18 protein-coding genes are annotated in these 19,135 nt (G+C 42.7%); 10 read left to right on the top strand and 8 right to left on the bottom strand.

The window, feature by feature from the left end; translation table 11 throughout:
• Nucleotides 1–30 precede the first annotated feature (30 nt).
• The gene (locus V7654_RS19795) at nt 31–399 is read right to left on the bottom strand and encodes a hypothetical protein (RefSeq protein ID WP_335432527.1); all 369 of its coding nucleotides are present in this window, start codon (nt 397–399) and stop codon (nt 31–33) included.
• A gap of 177 nt (nt 400–576) precedes the next feature.
• Between V7654_RS19795 and V7654_RS19790 the strand changes: the two genes are divergently transcribed.
• Nucleotides 577–1,080, top strand: a complete 504-nt coding sequence (locus V7654_RS19790) for an NUDIX hydrolase (protein ID WP_335432525.1) — start codon at nt 577–579, stop codon at nt 1,078–1,080.
• Nucleotides 1,081–1,108: 28 nt separating this feature from the next.
• Nucleotides 1,109–1,918 carry an alpha/beta fold hydrolase gene (locus V7654_RS19785; protein ID WP_335432524.1) on the top strand — a complete coding sequence of 270 codons (810 nt, stop codon included), beginning with the start codon at nt 1,109–1,111 and terminating at the stop codon, nt 1,916–1,918.
• Between the two features lie 65 nt (nt 1,919–1,983).
• On the opposite strand, the gene V7654_RS19780 is transcribed toward V7654_RS19785, so the two are convergent.
• Nucleotides 1,984–2,928, bottom strand: coding sequence for a Gfo/Idh/MocA family protein (locus V7654_RS19780; RefSeq protein ID WP_335432523.1), 945 nt, complete (start codon nt 2,926–2,928; stop codon nt 1,984–1,986).
• Nucleotides 2,929–3,122: 194 nt separating this feature from the next.
• Between V7654_RS19780 and V7654_RS19775 the strand changes: the two genes are divergently transcribed.
• Nucleotides 3,123–4,415 carry a GntP family permease gene (locus V7654_RS19775; protein ID WP_335432522.1) on the top strand — a complete coding sequence of 431 codons (1,293 nt, stop codon included), beginning with the start codon at nt 3,123–3,125 and terminating at the stop codon, nt 4,413–4,415.
• A 37-nt stretch (nt 4,416–4,452) separates the two neighbouring features.
• Here V7654_RS19775 and V7654_RS19770 read toward each other — a convergent pair whose 3' ends face one another.
• From V7654_RS19770 to V7654_RS19755, 4 genes are all read right to left on the bottom strand, one after another.
• The gene (locus tag V7654_RS19770; protein ID WP_335432521.1) at nt 4,453–4,803 is read right to left on the bottom strand and encodes a hypothetical protein; all 351 of its coding nucleotides are present in this window, start codon (nt 4,801–4,803) and stop codon (nt 4,453–4,455) included.
• A gap of 89 nt (nt 4,804–4,892) precedes the next feature.
• On the bottom strand, nt 4,893–5,384 hold the full coding sequence (locus V7654_RS19765) for a GNAT family N-acetyltransferase (RefSeq protein WP_335432520.1): 492 nt from the start codon (nt 5,382–5,384) through the stop codon (nt 4,893–4,895).
• A gap of 440 nt (nt 5,385–5,824) precedes the next feature.
• A complete protein-coding gene (locus V7654_RS19760; protein WP_335432519.1) occupies nt 5,825–7,483 on the bottom strand; it encodes a glutamine--tRNA ligase/YqeY domain fusion protein in 1,659 nt (552 codons plus the stop codon).
• A 163-nt stretch (nt 7,484–7,646) separates the two neighbouring features.
• The gene (locus V7654_RS19755; RefSeq protein WP_335432518.1) at nt 7,647–9,299 is read right to left on the bottom strand and encodes a M20/M25/M40 family metallo-hydrolase; all 1,653 of its coding nucleotides are present in this window, start codon (nt 9,297–9,299) and stop codon (nt 7,647–7,649) included.
• Nucleotides 9,300–9,575: 276 nt separating this feature from the next.
• Here V7654_RS19755 and V7654_RS19750 point away from each other — a divergent pair, with 276 nt between their 5' ends.
• The 5 genes from V7654_RS19750 to V7654_RS19730 all read left to right on the top strand — a co-directional run bounded on the left by V7654_RS19750 (nt 9,576) and on the right by V7654_RS19730 (nt 13,772).
• Nucleotides 9,576–10,142, top strand: a complete 567-nt coding sequence (locus V7654_RS19750; RefSeq protein ID WP_335432559.1) for a DUF421 domain-containing protein — start codon at nt 9,576–9,578, stop codon at nt 10,140–10,142.
• 195 nt (nt 10,143–10,337) lie between these two features.
• Nucleotides 10,338–11,489: an MFS transporter gene (locus tag V7654_RS19745; RefSeq protein WP_438825329.1), complete on the top strand. Its 1,152-nt coding sequence runs from the start codon at nt 10,338–10,340 to the stop codon at nt 11,487–11,489.
• Between the two features lie 146 nt (nt 11,490–11,635).
• Nucleotides 11,636–12,394: a threonine/serine exporter family protein gene (locus V7654_RS19740; RefSeq protein WP_335432516.1), complete on the top strand. Its 759-nt coding sequence runs from the start codon at nt 11,636–11,638 to the stop codon at nt 12,392–12,394.
• 15 nt (nt 12,395–12,409) lie between these two features.
• Nucleotides 12,410–12,853: a threonine/serine exporter family protein gene (locus tag V7654_RS19735; protein WP_335432515.1), complete on the top strand. Its 444-nt coding sequence runs from the start codon at nt 12,410–12,412 to the stop codon at nt 12,851–12,853.
• Nucleotides 12,854–13,139: 286 nt separating this feature from the next.
• Complete coding sequence (locus tag V7654_RS19730) at nt 13,140–13,772, top strand: histidine phosphatase family protein (protein WP_335432514.1); 633 nt, start codon at nt 13,140–13,142, stop codon at nt 13,770–13,772.
• Nucleotides 13,773–13,884: 112 nt separating this feature from the next.
• Here V7654_RS19730 and V7654_RS19725 read toward each other — a convergent pair whose 3' ends face one another.
• Nucleotides 13,885–14,361, bottom strand: coding sequence for a DinB family protein (locus V7654_RS19725; protein ID WP_335432513.1), 477 nt, complete (start codon nt 14,359–14,361; stop codon nt 13,885–13,887).
• 122 nt (nt 14,362–14,483) lie between these two features.
• Nucleotides 14,484–15,473 carry an NADPH:quinone oxidoreductase family protein gene (locus tag V7654_RS19720; RefSeq protein ID WP_335432512.1) on the bottom strand — a complete coding sequence of 330 codons (990 nt, stop codon included), beginning with the start codon at nt 15,471–15,473 and terminating at the stop codon, nt 14,484–14,486.
• Nucleotides 15,474–15,855: 382 nt separating this feature from the next.
• Here V7654_RS19720 and V7654_RS19715 point away from each other — a divergent pair, with 382 nt between their 5' ends.
• Together V7654_RS19715 and fdhF are read left to right on the top strand one after the other, a co-directional pair.
• Nucleotides 15,856–17,025, top strand: a complete 1,170-nt coding sequence (locus V7654_RS19715; RefSeq protein WP_335432511.1) for a respiratory nitrate reductase subunit gamma — start codon at nt 15,856–15,858, stop codon at nt 17,023–17,025.
• Nucleotides 17,006–19,135 carry a formate dehydrogenase subunit alpha gene (gene fdhF / locus V7654_RS19710; protein ID WP_335432510.1) on the top strand — a complete coding sequence of 710 codons (2,130 nt, stop codon included), beginning with the start codon at nt 17,006–17,008 and terminating at the stop codon, nt 19,133–19,135. The genes V7654_RS19715 and fdhF overlap by 20 nt, the downstream gene beginning before the upstream one ends.

Raw genomic sequence — 19,135 nt, 5'->3', positions numbered from 1 at the left:
CAAGTCGCTTGCGCTTTTCTTATGAATTTATTAAAAATCTCCATCCGTCGCCGAGAATGGAATGTTCAAACGGTTTTCCACTGTACGCAAGCGCTGATTCAGCCTATTCAGGCGGCGTGTATGCCTTTCATCATTTTGATTCAGTCTTTGAATTTCGTCGTTAATACGACCAATCTCTCTGTTCAGTCGAGTTATTTCTCTGTTTTGGCGGGCAATTTCTTTGTTTTGTCTGTCTAATTCTGCTTTTTGCTGCTGAGATTGACGTTCAAGCTGGTTTACTCTTCTTTCAAGACCCTGCTGTCTATCATTTGGTTCCTGCTGATGTCCGTAATAATTATAGTCATAGTGAGTATAAGGGTCAAAATGCTGGGGGCTGTAGTAATACTGATATGGATTCATGCTGGCACGCTCCTTATTTTAAATCCGCCTTCAAAGCAGACGAATAAATTCCTTATAAAATATGTAGGTAAACGCGGAGGGTGTGGGCTATCGCCCAGGAATGAGGGTGAGACCTATAATATGTGGGAGGAAAAATATGGAGAGCGAGCGAATGTATATAATTAGGTGGTGATTTGAATGGGAATGTCCAATTATTATAAAAATCTAAGAAACAGTTTTGGAGCGGAATTGATTTTCATGCCAACTGTGGCGGGAATTGTGCGGAATGAAGCAGGAGAGATCTTGTTCCAAAACAAAGGCAATGGTGAGAAATGGAGCCTGCCGGCTGGAGCAATCGAAATTGGAGAAGCCCCAGCCGAGGCGGTTGTTCGTGAAGTTTGGGAAGAAACAGGCTTATATGTAAAAGCTAGTAATCTATTAGGTGTTTTTGGCGGGAAGGATTTTCGCTACGAATATCCGAACGGGCATAAAGTTGAGTATGTGGTATTCGTTTTTGACTGTCAGGTTCAAGGTGGGGTACTTAATCCGATTGATAACGAAACCGCAGAGCTTCGTTTTTTTAGCGTTGATCATATGCCAGAGCTCGCTCTGCCGTATCCAAAGAGTATTTTCATAGAATCAGACAGGGGAAAAACAGAATTTCAATGGGATGATGAGTGGGTGAGGGAGCTGCAGAAATAAGCAGATTTAAAAACGGGAGACTTAGGACATGGAATGTAAAGTAAGTAAAGGGTCAATTCATTATCAGATTCAAGGAGAAGGTTTTCCTATTGTGATCATTCACGCAATGGGCACTGATTATCGCTCAATGAAGGCATGGGTAGAACAGATATTTGATAACCTGGAAGGATACAAAAGGGTGTATGTTGATTTGCCAGCTCATGGAGAAAGCGTGATTGATGAAAGTGTAACTTCTACAGATGACATGCTTGAAAACCTTCTGGAATTTATTGATGCGGCATTGGAAAACCAAGATTTCTTGCTTATCGGATCTTCCTTCGGCGGCTATTTGGCGCAAGGCATCCTTCATAAAAGAAGAAATCAGGCGAAGGGCATTTGTTTGCTCGCTCCAGCTTTGCATTTAAAGATTAGAACTCTGCCTGATCGGGTCATTTTTGAAAAAGATGAGGAGCTGCTAGAATCCTTGAATACAGATATCAGAGCGGCATTTGAAACACTTTTCATCTACCAAAACAAAAAGATTTTTGCTTGCTTTATGGACGAAATCCAGCCAGGCAGGCTATTGGCAAACAGGGAGTTCTTAAGTTCAGAATGGAAAACCAAAAGATATTTTCTATCAGAAGAACCTTTCCATGATGTAATAGCTTTGCCTCAACCAGCACTGTTCCTGCTTGGAAAACAGGATTATATATGCGGATATAAAGATCATCAACATCTGGCTCAAAAGTTTCCGAATTCTACTTTTGCTGTATTAGATAAAGCAGGGCATATGCTTCAAATCGAGAAACGCGAGGTAGTGCAACTGCTGCTGAAAGATTGGCTGATCAGCAGCTATTAAAAAAGAGCGCAGCAATCTGCGCTCTTAATTTCATTCTTTTCTAAGGCAATTTATGCTTCCCAAACCTATCCTTTTCTAAGCTCTTCTAAAACGACCTGTGCCTCATATCCAGCAGCAAAATCGATGAGGGTAGCTTCTTCGCCTTTTAAAGCTTTTACGAGATTATCAATTAAGGTTTCTGTAAAGGAGTTATCAGATTCCAGTGAAACAATGTCCTCACCAATCTTTCCGCCTTCAAGCTGCCCCCAATTCAATAACGATAATGTTCCTTCACTACCATAAGCAGTGAACGCAATTTCTTCCTTCCCGGCAATCTGGCTCATGCCATCAATCAGCACTGGAGTTCCATCTGAAAGCTCTAAGGTTGCCCAAATAGCATTCTCGCAAGCTTGTGGGTCTTCCGGGTATTGGATTTGCACGTTATTCACTTTAACAGGTCCAAAGATTTTCTGAATCTGCTGGATATAGTGAATGCCAACCTCCAATACATATCCGCCTTGTTCCTTGCTTGCCACCCAGGCATTTTGCTGCCATGGACGCGGCCATTCAGGGAAATGCATCTTCAGCTGGACTCTTCTCAGCTTGCCCACATAGTCAGCCTTGATCATTTTTTCAAAAGCCGTGGCTGCTGGACTGTAATTAAGCGGGAAATTCATGGCATGTACAACGCCGGCAGCTTGAGCCTGGTTTAAAAGGCTTTCAGCTTCTTCTAGAGAATTTGCCAGCGGTTTTTCGCATAATATATGTATCCCTTTCTCCAACACATCCGATGCAACAGCATGATGGAACTTTGGAGGCACTGCCACATACACAAGGTCCAGTTCAACTTGTTCTAGCATTTCGTTATGATCACAAAACGCAGGAATCCCGCCAAGCTGAGCAGCAACTTCATTCGTTCTATCCTCCAAAGTATCACATACAGCCGCAATCACTGTTTCCGGATGATTTTCAAATCCTTGAATCAACCGCTGACCAATTGCCCCAAGGCCAATAACTCCAACTTTTATCATAGGGAACCTCCAGATTTAATTTTTCTTTTTTAATTATACAAATTATTATGGAAATAAAGTAGTGCAGGAAGGGGTCTGCCGAATTTTCGGCAGCGTTTTTTCGTTCAAAGGAACTTAAATGATGTTCAACCACCCCTAACTATATTAATATTCTAGTAGAACGGTCTATTTTTACATACCTTGGAGGAACTTTCATGAATGAAGCCGTGATCCATTGGGGCGGAGCAATTTTCGGATTGGCTATTGCCATTATCCTTATCTTTAAAAAAGTTAATCCAGTATACGCTTTGTTCACAGGTGCGATTGCAGGAGGCCTTGCTGGAGGAGCATCAATTGATGAAACAGTCAGCATTGTAATCGAAGGAACGAACAGTGTCATGCCGGCAGTTGTCCGTGTACTGGCAGCAGGTGTGCTAGCTGGTATTTTAATCGAATCAGGCGCAGCAGAAAAAATGGCTGAAACAATAGTAGGCAAGCTTGGCGAAAAGAAAGCCATATTCGCCATTGCGTTAGCCTCAATGATCATCACCGCAGTAGGGGTATTCGTTACGGTTTCCGTTATCATTATTGCTCCAATAGCACTGTCCGTGGGCAGGAAGACAGGTCTTTCGAAGCCTGCGATTCTTATAGCAATGATTGGAGGGGCGAAGGCAGGAAACATCATCTCGCCGAATCCGAACTCCATCGCCGTGGCAAAAGGATTTGATGTTGATCTTTCGCAAGTCATGCTTAATGGATTTTTACCAGCAGCAGGCGGCATTCTTGTCACTGTCCTGATTGCCAGGATGCTTAGCAATAAAGGCTCAAAGATAAGTGAAGCGGATCAGCTGGAAAAGGTTCATCCAAAGGAAAAACCCAGTTTTGGAAAAGCAATTGTTGCACCTATAGTAGCTATCGCGTTGCTGGCGATCAATCCGATCGGCAGTATCCTGCACATCGACGCCCTTACTTCTGTAAAAATCGATTCAATGATCATATTGCCATTCGCAGGCATCGTGGGCCTGATTACGATGGGCAAGTTTGATAGAGTCATTGAATATACAACATCAGGTTTCAATAAAATGACTGGAGTGGCGATGATTTTGATTGGTGCTGGGTCGATCGCAGGAATCATCTCCAATTCAAATTTGAGCAGTGTAGTTGTCGACAGTATCGAGGCAGCTGGTATTTCAGGAACTCTGCTTGCTCCGATTGCAGGCATTTTGATGGGTGGCGCAACAGCAGCAACCTCAACAGGCACAATCGTTGCCGTAGGAACCTTTGGCGAAGCGATCATTGATATGGGTGTCGCTCCATTAAGCGCTGCTATTATGGTTCACGCAGGAGCAACCGTCCTGGACCACCTGCCACATGGAAACTTCTTTCATGTAACGGCTGATTCTGTAAAAATGACCATCAGCGAGCGGATGAAATTAATACCCTATGAAACAGCGATCGGGCTGGCGATGACGATTATTGCTACAATCCTATACGGCTTCCTACTATGAAAAAATGCCTTTCCGCACTGGAAAGGCATTTTTTATCTTAATCCATATCAGGCTGGAAACCTATCAATTTCGCTTTTTTATCCGCCTTAGGATCTGCATCTGGGAATGTGATGATAGAAGCAATGTAATCCCAGCGGAGGAAGAGGTGAGTGGTACACGTTTCCTCTACCTGATCCTCCGAAGGAATCGCCGTTCCATCTTCCTTTTGAACAGGAGTCCGCTTATAGCATGGATTCTCGACCCATATTCCCATACTCTCCGCTTGCACCATTTTCACAAGATACCATTCATCTGGCTGATAGATTCCTGTTACATCGCCGATCATATTTTCGGGAAAATTCTTCAGCTTAACCTGGACCTTCTGATTTGCATATGCATCTAAAAACATAGAAATTCTCCTTTCACTTAAAACTCATCCCTTAACTACTTCCTTTCTGGACAAATTTTAAACATGAAAAAAAGGCCAATATTGGCCTTTTATAAAAATAGTACTCTCAATTCCTCATCGTAATAGATATCCCCAATGCGCAGTGCTCTTTTTTCAAGACCGTACACTTCAAAGCCTAATGAAGAATAGAGTCTTTTCGCAGATTCATTGCTGGTCACGACCTGCAAGTGAATCTGTTCAATCCTGCCTAACTCCCGAGCCTGCTCAATAGCAGTTTCCACTAATCGCTTTCCGACACCTTTTCCGCGCGCCTGTGCAGCCACATACATCGCAAAAATGCTGGCGCGATGCTTCATTTTCCGCTTTCCATCAGGGAATAATGTCACAACGCCAACTAGTGAACTATTTTCAAATGCTCCAAACGTATACACCGATGGCAAACTTTCACTGTATTTTCCAACCGGTGCTTCCTTCTCCTCTTCGTAGCTAGAGCCAAATGCTTCCGGGTGCAGCCTCAAACTCTCCAGCCGGATTACACGATACATCTCAGCATCCTCAGCTAACAAACGCCTGATTTCCATACCTTTCACCTCTGTAAAAATTAATTGACTACATAAATTCAATTTATTATGGCGGATTTCCTCTTTAATGAGCTGATTTGGTGAAAAATTTTATAATGGGTCGGAAAATGAAGCTTTTGAGCAAACATAGAAGGAAAATAAAGCTTCTTTTAAGGAAGAATAAGAGGCCGATTAATTAATTCACCAGTTGGCGAAGTTTTTTCACCAGTTGAAACCAATATTTCACCAGTTGGAGTCGTTTTTTCACCAGTTGAAGTCATTTTTTCACCAGTTGACCCAAACCAGCTAATCAAGCAATAATGTAAAACTTATCAAACCACAAATACAGAATGGCCATCCACAGCTTATCCCCAAATAAAACAGCCATAAAACAAATCCCAAATAAAAAATCCCCGGTATCAAGTCCGGGGATTCCAAGTTATCCAGCATTTATTCACATATTAAAGCTTGAACGAGCTCTTCAGCGATACAATGCGGTTGAACACCAATTTGTCTTCTGTAGTGTGCTTCGGATCGACATTGAAATAGCCGTGGCGGAAGAACTGGAATTTGTCCTGTGCTTTGGCGTCCTTCATGTTTGGCTCGATGAAGCCGTTAAGGATCTCCAATGATTTTTCATTTACGAAATCAAGGAAAGATTTGTTTTCTGCTTCGTCAGCTTCTTCTTCTTCACTATCTAAAATTAACGGCTCATAAAGTCTGAACTCTGCTGGTACTGAATGCGTTGCATCAACCCAGTGCAGTGTGCCTTTTACCTTGCGGCCAGTGAAGCCTGATCCACTCTTTGTTTCAGGATCGTATGTGCAGCGAAGCTCAACAACCTCGCCATTTTCATCCTTAATGACTTCTTCACACTTGATAAAATAAGCATGCTTCAATCGGACTTCATTGCCAGGGAAGAGGCGGAAGTATTTTGCTGGCGGGTTTTCAATGAAATCGTCCTGCTCAACATAAATCTCGCGGGAGAATGGAATCTTTCGAATGCCCATTTCTGGGTTCTCAGGATTGATTTCTGCATCCAGCCATTCCACTTCGCCTTCTGGATAGTTCGTGATGACCACTTTCAAAGGACGGAGAACGCCCATTGTACGAGGTGCCTTCAGCTTAAGGTCCTCACGTACAAAATGCTCAAGCATTTGCTCATCAACAGTTGAAAATCCTTTTGAGACACCAGCTGCTTTTACAAACTCCTGGATTGCTTCAGCCGTATAGCCTCTTCTTCTCAAGCCAGAGATTGTCGGCAGGCGTGGGTCATCCCAGCCATCAACGAAATTTTCCTCGACAAGCTGCTTTAGCTTTCGCTTGCTCATTACTGTGTTCGTAATATTCAAGCGGCCAAATTCGATTTGCTGTGGTGTTTCATTCATTTCACATTCCCGGACAACCCAGTCGTAAAGCGGTCGCTGATCCTCGAACTCAGTTGTGCACAAGCTGTGGGTAACACCCTCGATCGCATCCTCTAATGGGTGTGCAAATGCGTACATAGGGTAGATGCACCATTTATCGCCAGTATTATGGTGCGTGGCATGGGCAATTCGGTAGATAACCGGGTCACGAAGATTGATGTTCGGTGATGTCATATCAATCTTGGCGCGCAATACTTTTTCACCATTAGCGAATTCACCGTTACGCATACGTTCGAACAAATCAAGATTCTCTTCTACAGAACGGCTGCGGTAAGGGCTCTCTTTTCCTGGTTCAGATAGAGTTCCCCGGTATTCGCGAATTTCATCTGCAGACAGGTCATCCACATATGCCAGGCCTTTTTTGATTAAGAGCACTGCACGGTTGTACATTTCCTCGAAATAATCTGAAGCAAAGAAAAGACCATCCCACTCATACCCTAGCCATGCGACATCTTCTTTGATCGAGTCAACGAATTCCTGATCTTCCTTCAATGGATTCGTGTCATCAAAACGGAGATTCGTCTTTCCGCCGAATTCATCAGCAAGGCCAAAGTTAATGATAATAGATTTTGCATGCCCGATATGTAGGTAACCGTTAGGCTCTGGAGGGAATCGAGTCACGACTTTATTGCGCTTGCCGCTCTCCAAATCTTCTTTTATGATCGTTTTTATAAAATTAGAGTTCTCTTCCAATTCGTATCAGCCTTTCCTTAGATCAGTCTCATTATGTTTATTTTAATGATTACTATAATATATTTCCACTGAACTCTATAGTAATAAGAAAAAAGCGGAAATACAAGAGGATTTGCCGACTGGATTATGTAAAAAAGGTGCCTCCTTACAAGGCACCTTGAAATTACTTTGCTAAAACATTCTTGATTACTTCATTTGTCAGGTTCGGAACGATTTCGAGAGAATAATCCATTTCCATCCGTTCATAACGTTTATGTGCGTCAAGTCCATAAGGCCCGATATTGATAACAGGAACATTTAGCTCGCGGATGTCCTGGTAATCTACATAAAATTTTGTTCCCCAACTTGGGTTATTTCTTGAAGCTGCATCCAGTGCTTCATCATCGTCGCTCAATGCTAAAAAACTCATATCAGATATATAAGGGAAGAAGCTGCGAATGACAATAGGCTCCTCATATTCAGGCTGAACGGTTTTCACAGCCTGTTCCAAAGCTTCTATTAAATTACGCTCATCTTCTGTTTCACCAGTCACTTCGATACGCGGTGAATAGAGCGATGAGTAGAACACGATGATAGCAGGACTTTGATCCGGCATCCATTTCCATGCCTCCTCGACGACTCTTGCTGCGTACATCCTTAAATCAAGGCTGGAATCTAACAGCAGAGTCTTTTTGAACGACGCCATATGTGCTGTATAGTCGGAACCATTAGCCCTAATCAGTTCAGCTTCCATCTCTTCATATGTCATCACCCGTGACTGCCAGGTCAGTTCCTTGCATGGCTCACCGCTGATTTTGCAAAAAAGCTCATAGCGGTCATAATATAGCTTCAATGCGTTTTCAAAGGCAATATACGCCTGTTCCTTCAATTTTTCCAACACATCTTTTGGAGTCCAGGAGTGAATGAAGAAATTGTAATAGACATAGGCAGCTAATGCTGTTTGCACCGTATAGTTCGGCTTAAGGTCCATTTGCTTCAATGAAACGGGAGGCATTGTGATCTCGCCGAAGGCTTCATTGCACAGGTCAGGATTGTAATCAATCTGCCTTGTTAATTCGGCTGCAACAAGGTTTGGATCTAAGCCTTCAAAAGTTGAGCCAACGTGAGTTTCTGCTCCGGTGATGAAAAAAGAAGGGAGCAGCTTTCCAACTGTTCCTTTATAGATATAACGGTTCTTGTCACCTTCATGGCGTGGAGCTACAAAATCGCTGTTAATCGCAGTGACATATTCGAAGCCATGTTCTTGCTTCCAGGCATTAAGTGTTTTAACAGCCGAAAGCACCCCGTTTGAGCTGTCCTCTTCATCACACTCTGATAAAAATACAAGATTGCCCCGAAGCTCCTCAGGGTGTTCAGAATAGTACTTCAGCAAGAAGAGGTGGGAGGAAACACCGCTCTTCATGTCAAGCACGCCGCGGCCAAACATCCATTCACCAGATTCAGCGTGTTCTTTTACTAGCGGTGGTAGATTTTCCTTTTTAAGTTCGACAAGCAGTTCATCCGGATTAAAAGCCTTATCAGCGAGCTGGGTAAAATCATCAATCCCCACCGTATCATGATGGCCCATCAAAATGACTGTTTTATTGCTGTTTCCCTTTGTTCCTTTTACAAAAGCCAGCACATTATAGCGCTCAAGCTCATCATTTTGTGTCTGTGGTTTTATGACATGTGTTGGGTTTTCTATGAAATATAGAAAGGAAGAAATCATCGTATAGAGTGCCTGCGCGATCTCCTTTTCTCCTGTTGTATTGACAATGCTTCCGATGTTTACAAGCTGTTTCGTATAAAATAAGACTTCATCCCGGCAAGCCAGCATTTATAGCATCTCCTTTTTGATCTTATCCACATTTTTAATATCAACCTAACCCAAAATAAATGAAAAGACAATTTATTTTTCACAATGTTTTGAACATAGTACTTTTAGCTGGATTTAAACGAATCAGTGAAAATAGACCTTATTGGCAAACTGCTATTTCAATGGAATAATCTCCCCTTAATAATTTTCATAAAAACCAAAAATTAGGAGAAATTAAAAGGAGTATTTTTTAGGAGGGGTACCGTGGACTTTACTTTTATCTGGAAAACTTTTGTAATGATAATGGCAGGAATCTTGCTATTAAGAATTGCTGGCAGAAAATCGATTTCGCAAATGACGCTTGCCCAAACCGTTGTGATGATTTCACTTGGAACGATTATTGTCCAGCCCATCGTTCAGAAAAGTATGACAAAGGCCATCGGAGGGGCCGCGATTTTCGTTGCTACTATTTTGATTTTGGAATATCTAGAGTTGAAGTTCAATTTCTTTGAAAAATTCATTACAGGAAAATCGAAGGTTGTGATTGAAAACGGCCAATTGAATGTTAAAACCCTTAAGAAACTTAGGCTGACAGTGGACCAATTAGAGATGCGGTTGAGGAATCAGGGAATCTCCAAAATGGAGGATATTAAGTTTGCCACCATTGAGGCTAATGGCTTGCTCGGCTATGAATTGAAGGACGACGCTAAGCCTCTGACTGTTGGTGAGTTCAAGAAAGTGCTAAATGACTATCTTCCTGCATTGATCTTAAGTACGGAAAAGAAACACGAATCAGTGAAGCCGGATTTTTTTGAAGAGCTCGGTAAATCAAGCAAACAAAACAAACCCGATTACCTGCAATGATTTCCACAATATTTCCCTTTTAAAAATCCTGCAGGCTGTGCTATTATTTAGAAATGCGAAATATAAAAATGAAATCTTCTCCGTGCAGAAGATTTTTTTCTTTTTATAAAATAGAGTAGTTTGCAGCAAAGGGGAGATACAGACTTGTCACAAATAAAGAAAGAACCTTTATGGACTTCATCCTTTATAAAATTAATGGTAGGGAATCTTTTCGTTTTCATGTCATTTCAAATGCTGATTCCAACATTGCCTCCTTATATTAAATCTATCGGGGCGAGCGGGACGGAGATTGGGTTGGTTACGGCCTTGTTTTCAATTGGTGCGGTTTTAAGCAGGCCGTTTATCGGTTTTATGCTTGAATACAAAGCTAGGAAACCACTTGTGGTAATAGGAGCGCTTTTGCTTCTATTGATTACCTTCTTATATCCGCTTTCTCAGGTCGTCGTTATTTTTCTGGCTTTCAGATTGATTCATGGCCTTGCCTGGGGCTGGTCGACAACGGTGAACGGCACAGCTGCGGTTGATGTGATTCCGAACTCACGCTTAGGAGAAGGCATGGGTTATTATGGTTTATCGATCACCATCGGAATGATCATTGCTCCAAGTCTTGGGATATTCTTGTTCCAGGTTACATCCTTTAATAATCTTGTCTATATTTCAGGCGCATTAGGCGTTATTGCATTACTCCTCATGGCTTCCGTACGCTACCAGACACCTGATGTCGTACGTAATACCAAAAAAGAAGATCTGAAGTTTTCTTATCTGGGTTCACTGGTTGATAAATCAGGCTGGTTTCCCGCCTTTATTACATTGATGATCAATCTTGGCTATGGAACGATTGTCACATTCATCGTCATATTCGGGGAAGAGCGTGGAATTGATCAGATCTTCCTGTTTTACCTATGTAATGCAATCCTTGCATCATTATCAAGACCGGTAGCTGGAAAATGGTTTGATAGAAAAGGGCCACGAGGACTTGTTATGTTGACGATTTTCATTACGTTTATGGGAATGTGGGTCCTGTCGTTTGCACATTCCAATTTCATGATTGCGCTAGCCGGAGTACTATTTGGAATCGGATTTGGTTCGTTGATCCCAACATTACAATCATGGACATTATTAAAAACCCCAGCAAACCGCCGTGGTGTAGCGAATGGGATGTTCTTTTCTTCAATAGACTTGGGAATTGGCTTAAGCGGATTGGTTTTTGGGGTTCTCGCACAATTTGTGGAGATTGGTACACTTTTTCAGATTTCCAGTGTTTTTATGGTAGTGGCTTTTATCCTGACAGTTTTGGAGGGACGCCGCATTAAAGAAGTTCGCGAGCCTAAAGAGGCTATATCCTAAAATTATGACTATGTTAAAAACAGCCTGACCTTCTTTCTGAGTCAGGCTGTTTTTGCGTGGTATTATATGGTTGCTTATAGACGCTCTTATGATTTAAACTGGTAAAGAAATTTATCTCGGACGAAAATTGGTAAGTGAGGACAGATATGGAGAATCAGGATCAGACGTTTGAAGTGATGCGGGCATGCCTGCTTGCGGGTAAAATTATGCTTCAGAGCGGGGCGGAAACTTACAGGGTAGAAGATACGATGTCTAGGATGGCTTCCGCATTCGGAATCAGCGATACTCACAGTTATGTGACGCCAACCGGCATTATTTTTTCGGTGGAAGGGATAGGTCCTGAAAGGACTAAGCTTGTCCGCATCTCAGACAGGACAACGGATTTAAGAAAAGTGGCAATGGTTAACAGTATTTCAAGAAAAATCAGCAGTGGTGAAATTGGGCTTGAAGAGGCTTGTGGGCTCCTTGCAGATCTAGAAAAAGCCAATCTTTCCTACTCATTTTATACCCAGCTCGCTGCAGCAGCGATATCGAGTGGCTGCTTCACAATCATGTTCAGTGGCAGCTGGTTTGACTTTCTTCCTTCAATGGCAGCTGGCGGCACAGGCTATTTCCTTGCCGTTTATTTTCACAGGATTGTTCCTGTCAAATTTTTCGCGGAATTTCTGTCATCATTTTTTATTGGGATGGTTTCCTTTTTCTTTATAAAATTTGGTCTTGGCCAAGAGCTTGATAAAATCATCATCGGTTCTGTTATGCCGCTTGTTCCTGGTTTGCTTATCACAAATGCAGTAAGGGATTTGATGGCTGGCCATTTAGTATCAGGATTGTCAAAAGGTGCAGAAGCTCTGCTGACCGCATTTGCCATTGGTTCGGGTATTGCGGCCATTTTATCTTTTCTATAGGCAGGAGAATCAGCCATGATATATGTAGAACAACTAATAACTAGCTTTATCGCATCTGCGGCATTCGGGATCATTTTCAACGCGCCTAAAGAGTCATTGTTCAAATGCGGATTTTCAGGGATGATTGGCTGGATTGTATATTTTGCCCTGGATTACAATGGATTTGGGACGATTTTTGCCACGCTAATGGCCTCGTTTTTAATTGCTGTTATCAGCCAGGTCTTCGCGAAGGCATACCGAACCCCGGTCATTATTTTTAGCGTCGCCGGAATCATACCATTAGTGCCCGGAGGACTTGCATATGACGCGATGAGGAATTTCGTGGAAAATGACTACAATATCGCTATATCTCTTGCGGCGAAAGCCTCGATGATTTCTGGAGCGATTGCTGTCGGTCTTGTGTTTTCCGAAGTCATCAATCAGGTGATTCGGCGCTCCAACTTGGGACCCACTAAGTAACTTTATACTATAAGTAAAAGGCTCAAATTAATCTTGAGTCTTTTTTTGTGGAATACACTAGTTGTTTGATACGATTAATCCTTGACGGGCATGATTATTCTGTACCTGCAGAACTGCCTGAAAACTATATGAAATCAGTAACACCTCCTCGGAAAGAGATTATCTGGTTCGAAAATTCCGGACATATTTATGAAGAAACTCATTTAAAGTTTACATGAAGGTATTGTCAAAAAAATGCAGAATAAAATAATAGTTATATGTATTTTTTTGTAAAAGGGATGAGAGCATGGAAATTCTATTAATCAGGCATGGTGAATCTCAAGGGGATATATTGCATGTGCACGAGGGGCGTGCGGATCTGCTGCTGACTGACCGCGGGCGCAGGCAGGCGAGAGAGATGGCAAAAGTGGTAAAAGAGAAATTTATCCCAGAGGTTATTTGGGCAAGTACATTAAAAAGAGCAAGGGAAACCGCAGAAATTTTAAGCATGGAAACTGGGATTAAGGTAATTGAAGAGGATGGTTTAAGAGAGTTCAATAATGGCGTTTTGGCAGGCTTGCCATATGCCGAGGCAAAAACCCGCTATCCAGAACCAGAAGGAGGCAGGAAGCCTCATGAAGCTATTGAAGATGGAGAGTCGGAACTTGAATTTCGTTTCCGTGCCGAGACAGTATTTTCAAAGATTCTTGCTGAGAGTGAAGGCAGGAAGAGAATTGCCATCGTTTCACATGGCGGGATGATTTCTAATTTGTTAAGAGCTTTTCTGAATCTTCCTGCAGTCTCAAAGACCTATTTTGTGACTGGTGATACTGGTATTCATTTGCTGAAAGTGAACGGAAATCAGAAAGCTGTCTTATTTTTGAATGATTGCGGCCATCTGGCAAAAGTAGATTCAGAGGTGCTCGTAGCGCAAAATTAAAGATTAATAGCCCAGATCCGATTATAAAGAGGATCTGGGCTATATTTCTTAAGAAGCTGTTCTTCTATCTAAGAGCAAAAACAATTCCTTAACTAAATCTTGTTCTAAACGATCAATCCCAAATCACAGGCCGGTCAATCCCCATTGTTCTCATATAGTCTAATAACTGACCTGTGTGGATGGACTCGTGGTAAGCAATACGCAATAACATATCTCCTAGAGTTCTCACGTAACCAACGTCAGAACGATCTATTTTTATATTCTCTAAATCGTTTGTACTGCTAGATTTAATGTAATTCAGAAATTCCTCACGGTAAGGCTGTGCAAATGCAAGATCATCTTCTACTGTTGCAAACTCTTTTGTTTCAAAAGGATTAGACAAATTAGTTAATGATTTACTGCCTCTTGCGATTAGAATTTGATGATAGATATATTCACTTTCGAGTACATGCCTAATCATTTCAGCACAAGAAAGTGCATCTTCGTCAGGTTTCCAATCTAACTTTTGTTGAGGGATTGCTTTCCAAACCTTTATACTCCTGCGTCTAACTTCTTCGAAATTTAATATTATTAAATCACTTGCATTCATTTAAGCATCCATCCTCTTTATTTTATTAACAGGTAGATTATACCAAATAAGAAGGGGGTGGAGTGTTTTTAAACATAACAAAGACCAAGTTTATGAAAACTCACTTTTGAGAAAAGTGATCCTTACATTTTTACAATCGTCCGTCCGCGGTTCTCGCCCTTTAAAATAGCAGAAAGGACGTTTGGCAATTCTTCGAGCGTTACTTCATTCTGTATAGTCTCTAACAGTCCCTCTGGCTTCAGGTCTGTTGCCATCCGCTGCCAAAGCAGCTTCCTCGTTTCCATTGGGCAGTACACTGAATCGATCCCAAGCAGGTTGATTCCTCTGAGGATGAATGGGAAAACAGTCGCTGCGACATCTGTTCCTCCGGTCAATCCGCTGACTGCTACAGAGCCGTTGTAATTGAGCTTGCTGAGAATCGCTGAAAGTGTTTTGCCGCCAACAGGGTCAACAGCAGCCGCCCAGAGCTGCTTATCCAGCGGCTTGATTTTTTCGCCAGCCACCTCATCGCGGCCGATAATTTCTGCTGCTCCAATTTTCCGCAAATAATCATGCTCTGACTCTTTTCCTGTGCTAGCGACAACATGATAACCGCGCTTTGACAGCATGGAAATAGCAACGCTTCCTACACCTCCGGTAGCCCCTGTAACGAGAACCTTGCCTTTATCTGGTGTAAGCCCATTTTCTTCAAGTCGGTGGACAGACAGAGCTGCCGTAAATCCAGCTGTTCCATAAACCATTGCTTCTCTTAGCGAAAGTCCCTCAGGCAATGGAACGATCCAATCCCCGGGAATTCTCGCATACTCACTATATCCTCCATAATGGGACACGCCGATTTCATAGCTAGTTGCAATGACTTGGTCACCTTCCATAAATCTGCTGTCGTTGGAGCTGACAACCGTGCCGGCAAGGTCGATGCCAGGTATGAAAGGATAGGACCTGACAATTTTCCCATTCGGTATGCTTGCAAGTCCGTCCTTATAGTTAACGCTTGAATAAGCAACTTTAATGACGACATCTCCGGCAGGGAAATCCTCCAGACTGATCATTCTGACCTGTGCTGAGAAATCCTCATCTGTCTTATTGACGATAAAAGCTTTGAAATTGTCCATAATCTCCAACCCTTCCTGCTTTATTAGCTTAAGTATAGGCAAAAACAAGCCCAACTTCTAATAAGTCAACTTTTAAATGCAATCACCTTACCATAACTAACAAGGGACTCCCAATGATTTTTGTTGCACCTGGGTTAATTTATTACGAATTTGTGTCCTTCCTGCCCATTTCCTTTCAGGTGTGACGGACTTCACATATCTTTTATATGCCCTATTTTAAGATTTAATTAAAGAAGGTTCGACATGGAAGTTATTGCTTTTGTTGTTGTTAAATCAATTTTTCACTATTCACAAAGTGTTTACAATTTCATCCTTTTCTTACTGTTTTTCCATGTTAAGATAACTTTTGAAATCGGAGACGATTTACAGGGAGGTAGCAAAGTTGTACAAATTCGAAAGATCCTTTTACTCAAAAACAAGCATGTATTCCTTTGGCGTTGTGCTCATTTTATTTTTCTCAATGTGGGTTTCGACTTCCAAATTTGTGCATATTGACATGGCGCTTTTAGGCTATGCGATTTCATCAGCAGTTTTTGCGATTGGACTGACAATCAGGATGAGCTTCTGGATGTGGCGAAAAGCCACAAACCGTGTCGCTTCACGCAGCGTCACAAATCTTTTCAATAAAGAACGATTGAAACGTAATTCAAAGGCAATTTTTAAAACGTTCATAGATAATATTGTTTTGCAAAAATTTATTTTCCAGCGCGGGTTGTACCGCGGTATTCAGCACTTAATGATTTCTTGGGGCTGCATCATTTCCTTTGGGATCACCTTCGGGCTAACGTTCGGCTGGATGCGCTTCGATTTGATTGACCCGGAAACGTACCAAATTATCGTCTTCAACATTCCAACAATAAAGATGGCAGCACATGGCTTATTTGCTGAAATCGTTTATAACGGACTGAATTACGGTGCCATCATGGTTTTGATAGGTGCAGCGATGGCACTTTATAGAAGGGTGACCAACTACGATGTAAAAGTAACCCAACGTTTTGAGTTTGATATTTTACCATTGCTGATTCTTCTGTCAGTGACGGTGACAGGCTTGATCCTAACAGTGCTTTATACATTCCTGGATGGCTGGATGCATCATTACATGTCCTTGATCCACCAGGTAACAGTCATCATCATGCTCGTCTACTTCCCATTCGGGAAATTGTTCCACGTGCCGATAAGGCCGCTGGCAACAGCTGTCCCAATGAGTTATCAAGAGGTGGTAAAAGTGGATACGAAATCATGTAAAGGCTGCGGCCAGCCTTACAGCAATGACGACCAGATTGCGGACGTACAGGCAATTTTAAAGAGCCAGAACTTCGACCTTCAGCTTGCAGATGGAACGTACCTTTCAGATTACTGCACTGGATGCCGCCGCAGAATGCGTGCGATGAAACAAATGAATCTTGAAGCACCAAAAGGCAATCCATACGGACCGGTTAGCACAAATAACGGAATTCATATATCAGGCTTCAGTAAAAAACGTTCGGATGAATTTTACGGAATTGACCAGGATTTAAAGGAGGAAACAGAAAATGAGCCAGTTTCTCGTTAAAGAAGGCGTGAAAAACCAGATTCGCAAAGGCGAAAAATTAGTCACAACACATTGCTGCTACTGTGGAATGCAGTGCGGAATGCACATTCGTGTCGATGAAAAAACGAATAAGGTTATGGGTGTTGAACCGCGTTATGACTGGGTTTTGACTAAAGGGAAAATGTGCCCGAAAGGCGTTACTGCATATCAGACAATTGATCACCCGGACCGGATCAAGCGCCCTTTAATCAAGAAGAATGGCAAATTCGTAGAATCCTCCTGGGAAGAAGCGCTTGATTTAATTGAAAGAAAGTACAAAGAAATCCAGGGAACATACGGAAAAGATGCTCTTGCGGTGTATGGCGGCGTATCCATGACAAACGAAAAATGCTACCTTGTCGGCAAGTACGCTCGTGTTGGGCTGGGAACTCGTTATATCGATTATAACGGCCGCTATTGCATGAGTTCCGCAGCAGGCGGATTCAATAAGACGCTTGGAATTGACCGGGGATCATCACTTCCTTGGACTGAGCTCGAGCATAGTGACTGCTTCTTCATGGCTGGCTCTAACACGGCAGAATGTCACCCAACAAGTATCCAATGGTTCTGGAAAGCAAAGGACAAAGGCGCGAAGTTCATTGTTGCCGATCCGCGTGAAACAGCTACAGCAAGAGTGGCTGACGTACACCTTGACCTTCTTCCGGGAACAGATTCAGCATTGGCTAACGGTATCATGCACCTCTTGATCAAACATGATTATGTCGATCATGAGTACGTGCAGGAACGCTGCAACAATTTTGAAGAATTGAAGGAAATGACTGCTAAATTCACGCCTGAGTATACATCCAGAATTACAGGTGTAGCTGTTGAGAAAATCATAAAGGCTGCACACATTTTCGGAAAATCACCTCGCTCTGTGGTTATGTTCGCACGCGGTGCAGAACAGCAGACAGCCGGCGTTGATAACGTAAGTCTTTACACATCGATGGCCCTTTTAAGAGGACAAATTGGCAAGTTCGCTTCAGGTGTTGCTACTTTTACAGGACAAGGAAATGGCCAGGGCGGACGTGAGCATGGACAAAAGGCAGATTTACTTCCGGGATACCGTAAGCTTACAGATCCGAAGGCCGTTGAGTATATTTCTGGAGTATGGGGCATCAAACCAGAGGAAATGCCGCAGCCAGGGGTTTCGGCTTATGAAATGTTCCATCTAATGGAAGCTAAGACAATTCGCGGCTTGCATGTCATCTGTTCAAACCCGGTTGTGTCATCGCCTAATATCAATTACGTTCAAGAACAACTGGAAAACCTTGATTTCTTAGTGGTAAATGATTTCTTCCTTTCTGAAACAGCTGAACTTGCAGATGTTGTCCTTCCAGCGACAACATGGGCTGAGGACGAAGGAACGACTACAAATACGGAAGGCCGAATCATCCATATCCGTAAAGTGGTTGAGCCGATAGGTGAATCAAAGCCGGATTGGGAGATCATGAGCCTGATTGCTGAACGCCTGGGTAAAGGCCAGCACTTCCAATATAATGAGCCAAGAGAAATTTTTGATGAGCTTCGCCTCGCATCGAAGGGCGGCAAGGCTGATTACTATGGTGTCACATACGAAAAAATAGATGAGCAAGACGGCGTCTTCTGGCCAGCACCTGCTTTGGATCACCAGGGAACACCTTCTATGTTCAAAGAAAGGTTCGCAACTGAAGATGGCAAAGCGAATCTGGCGGTTTGTGACTACAGAGGACCTGCGGAAGTGCAGTCAAAGGACTACCCGCTATGGCTGACAACCGGCCGGGTCGTATTCCATTACCTTTCCGGGAACCAGACAAGACGCGTCGACTTTTTGAAAGAACAATGTCCTGAGCCATTCGTTGAGATGCATCCAGAATTGGCAAGCGCTTACCAGATTGAAAATGGAGAAAGAGTCAAGCTTACAACACCGCGCGGCGATATGGTCGCACCGGTTAAAATAACAAAAGCGATTCGCAAGGATACAATGTTTGTGCCATATCATTGGGGCAAAAAACTCGCAGTCAACCAACTGACCAGCCCGGCATTGGACCCAATCTCAAGGATGCCTGAATTTAAAGTTTGTGCTGTTAAGCTCGAAAAGCTAAATAAATAG

Origin of the sequence: Bacillus sp. JJ1609, assembly GCF_036967045.1 — a bacterium.
Lineage (GTDB): Bacteria > Bacillota > Bacilli > Bacillales > Cytobacillaceae > Mesobacillus.
This window is presented reverse-complemented; position numbering and strand designations above follow the sequence as displayed.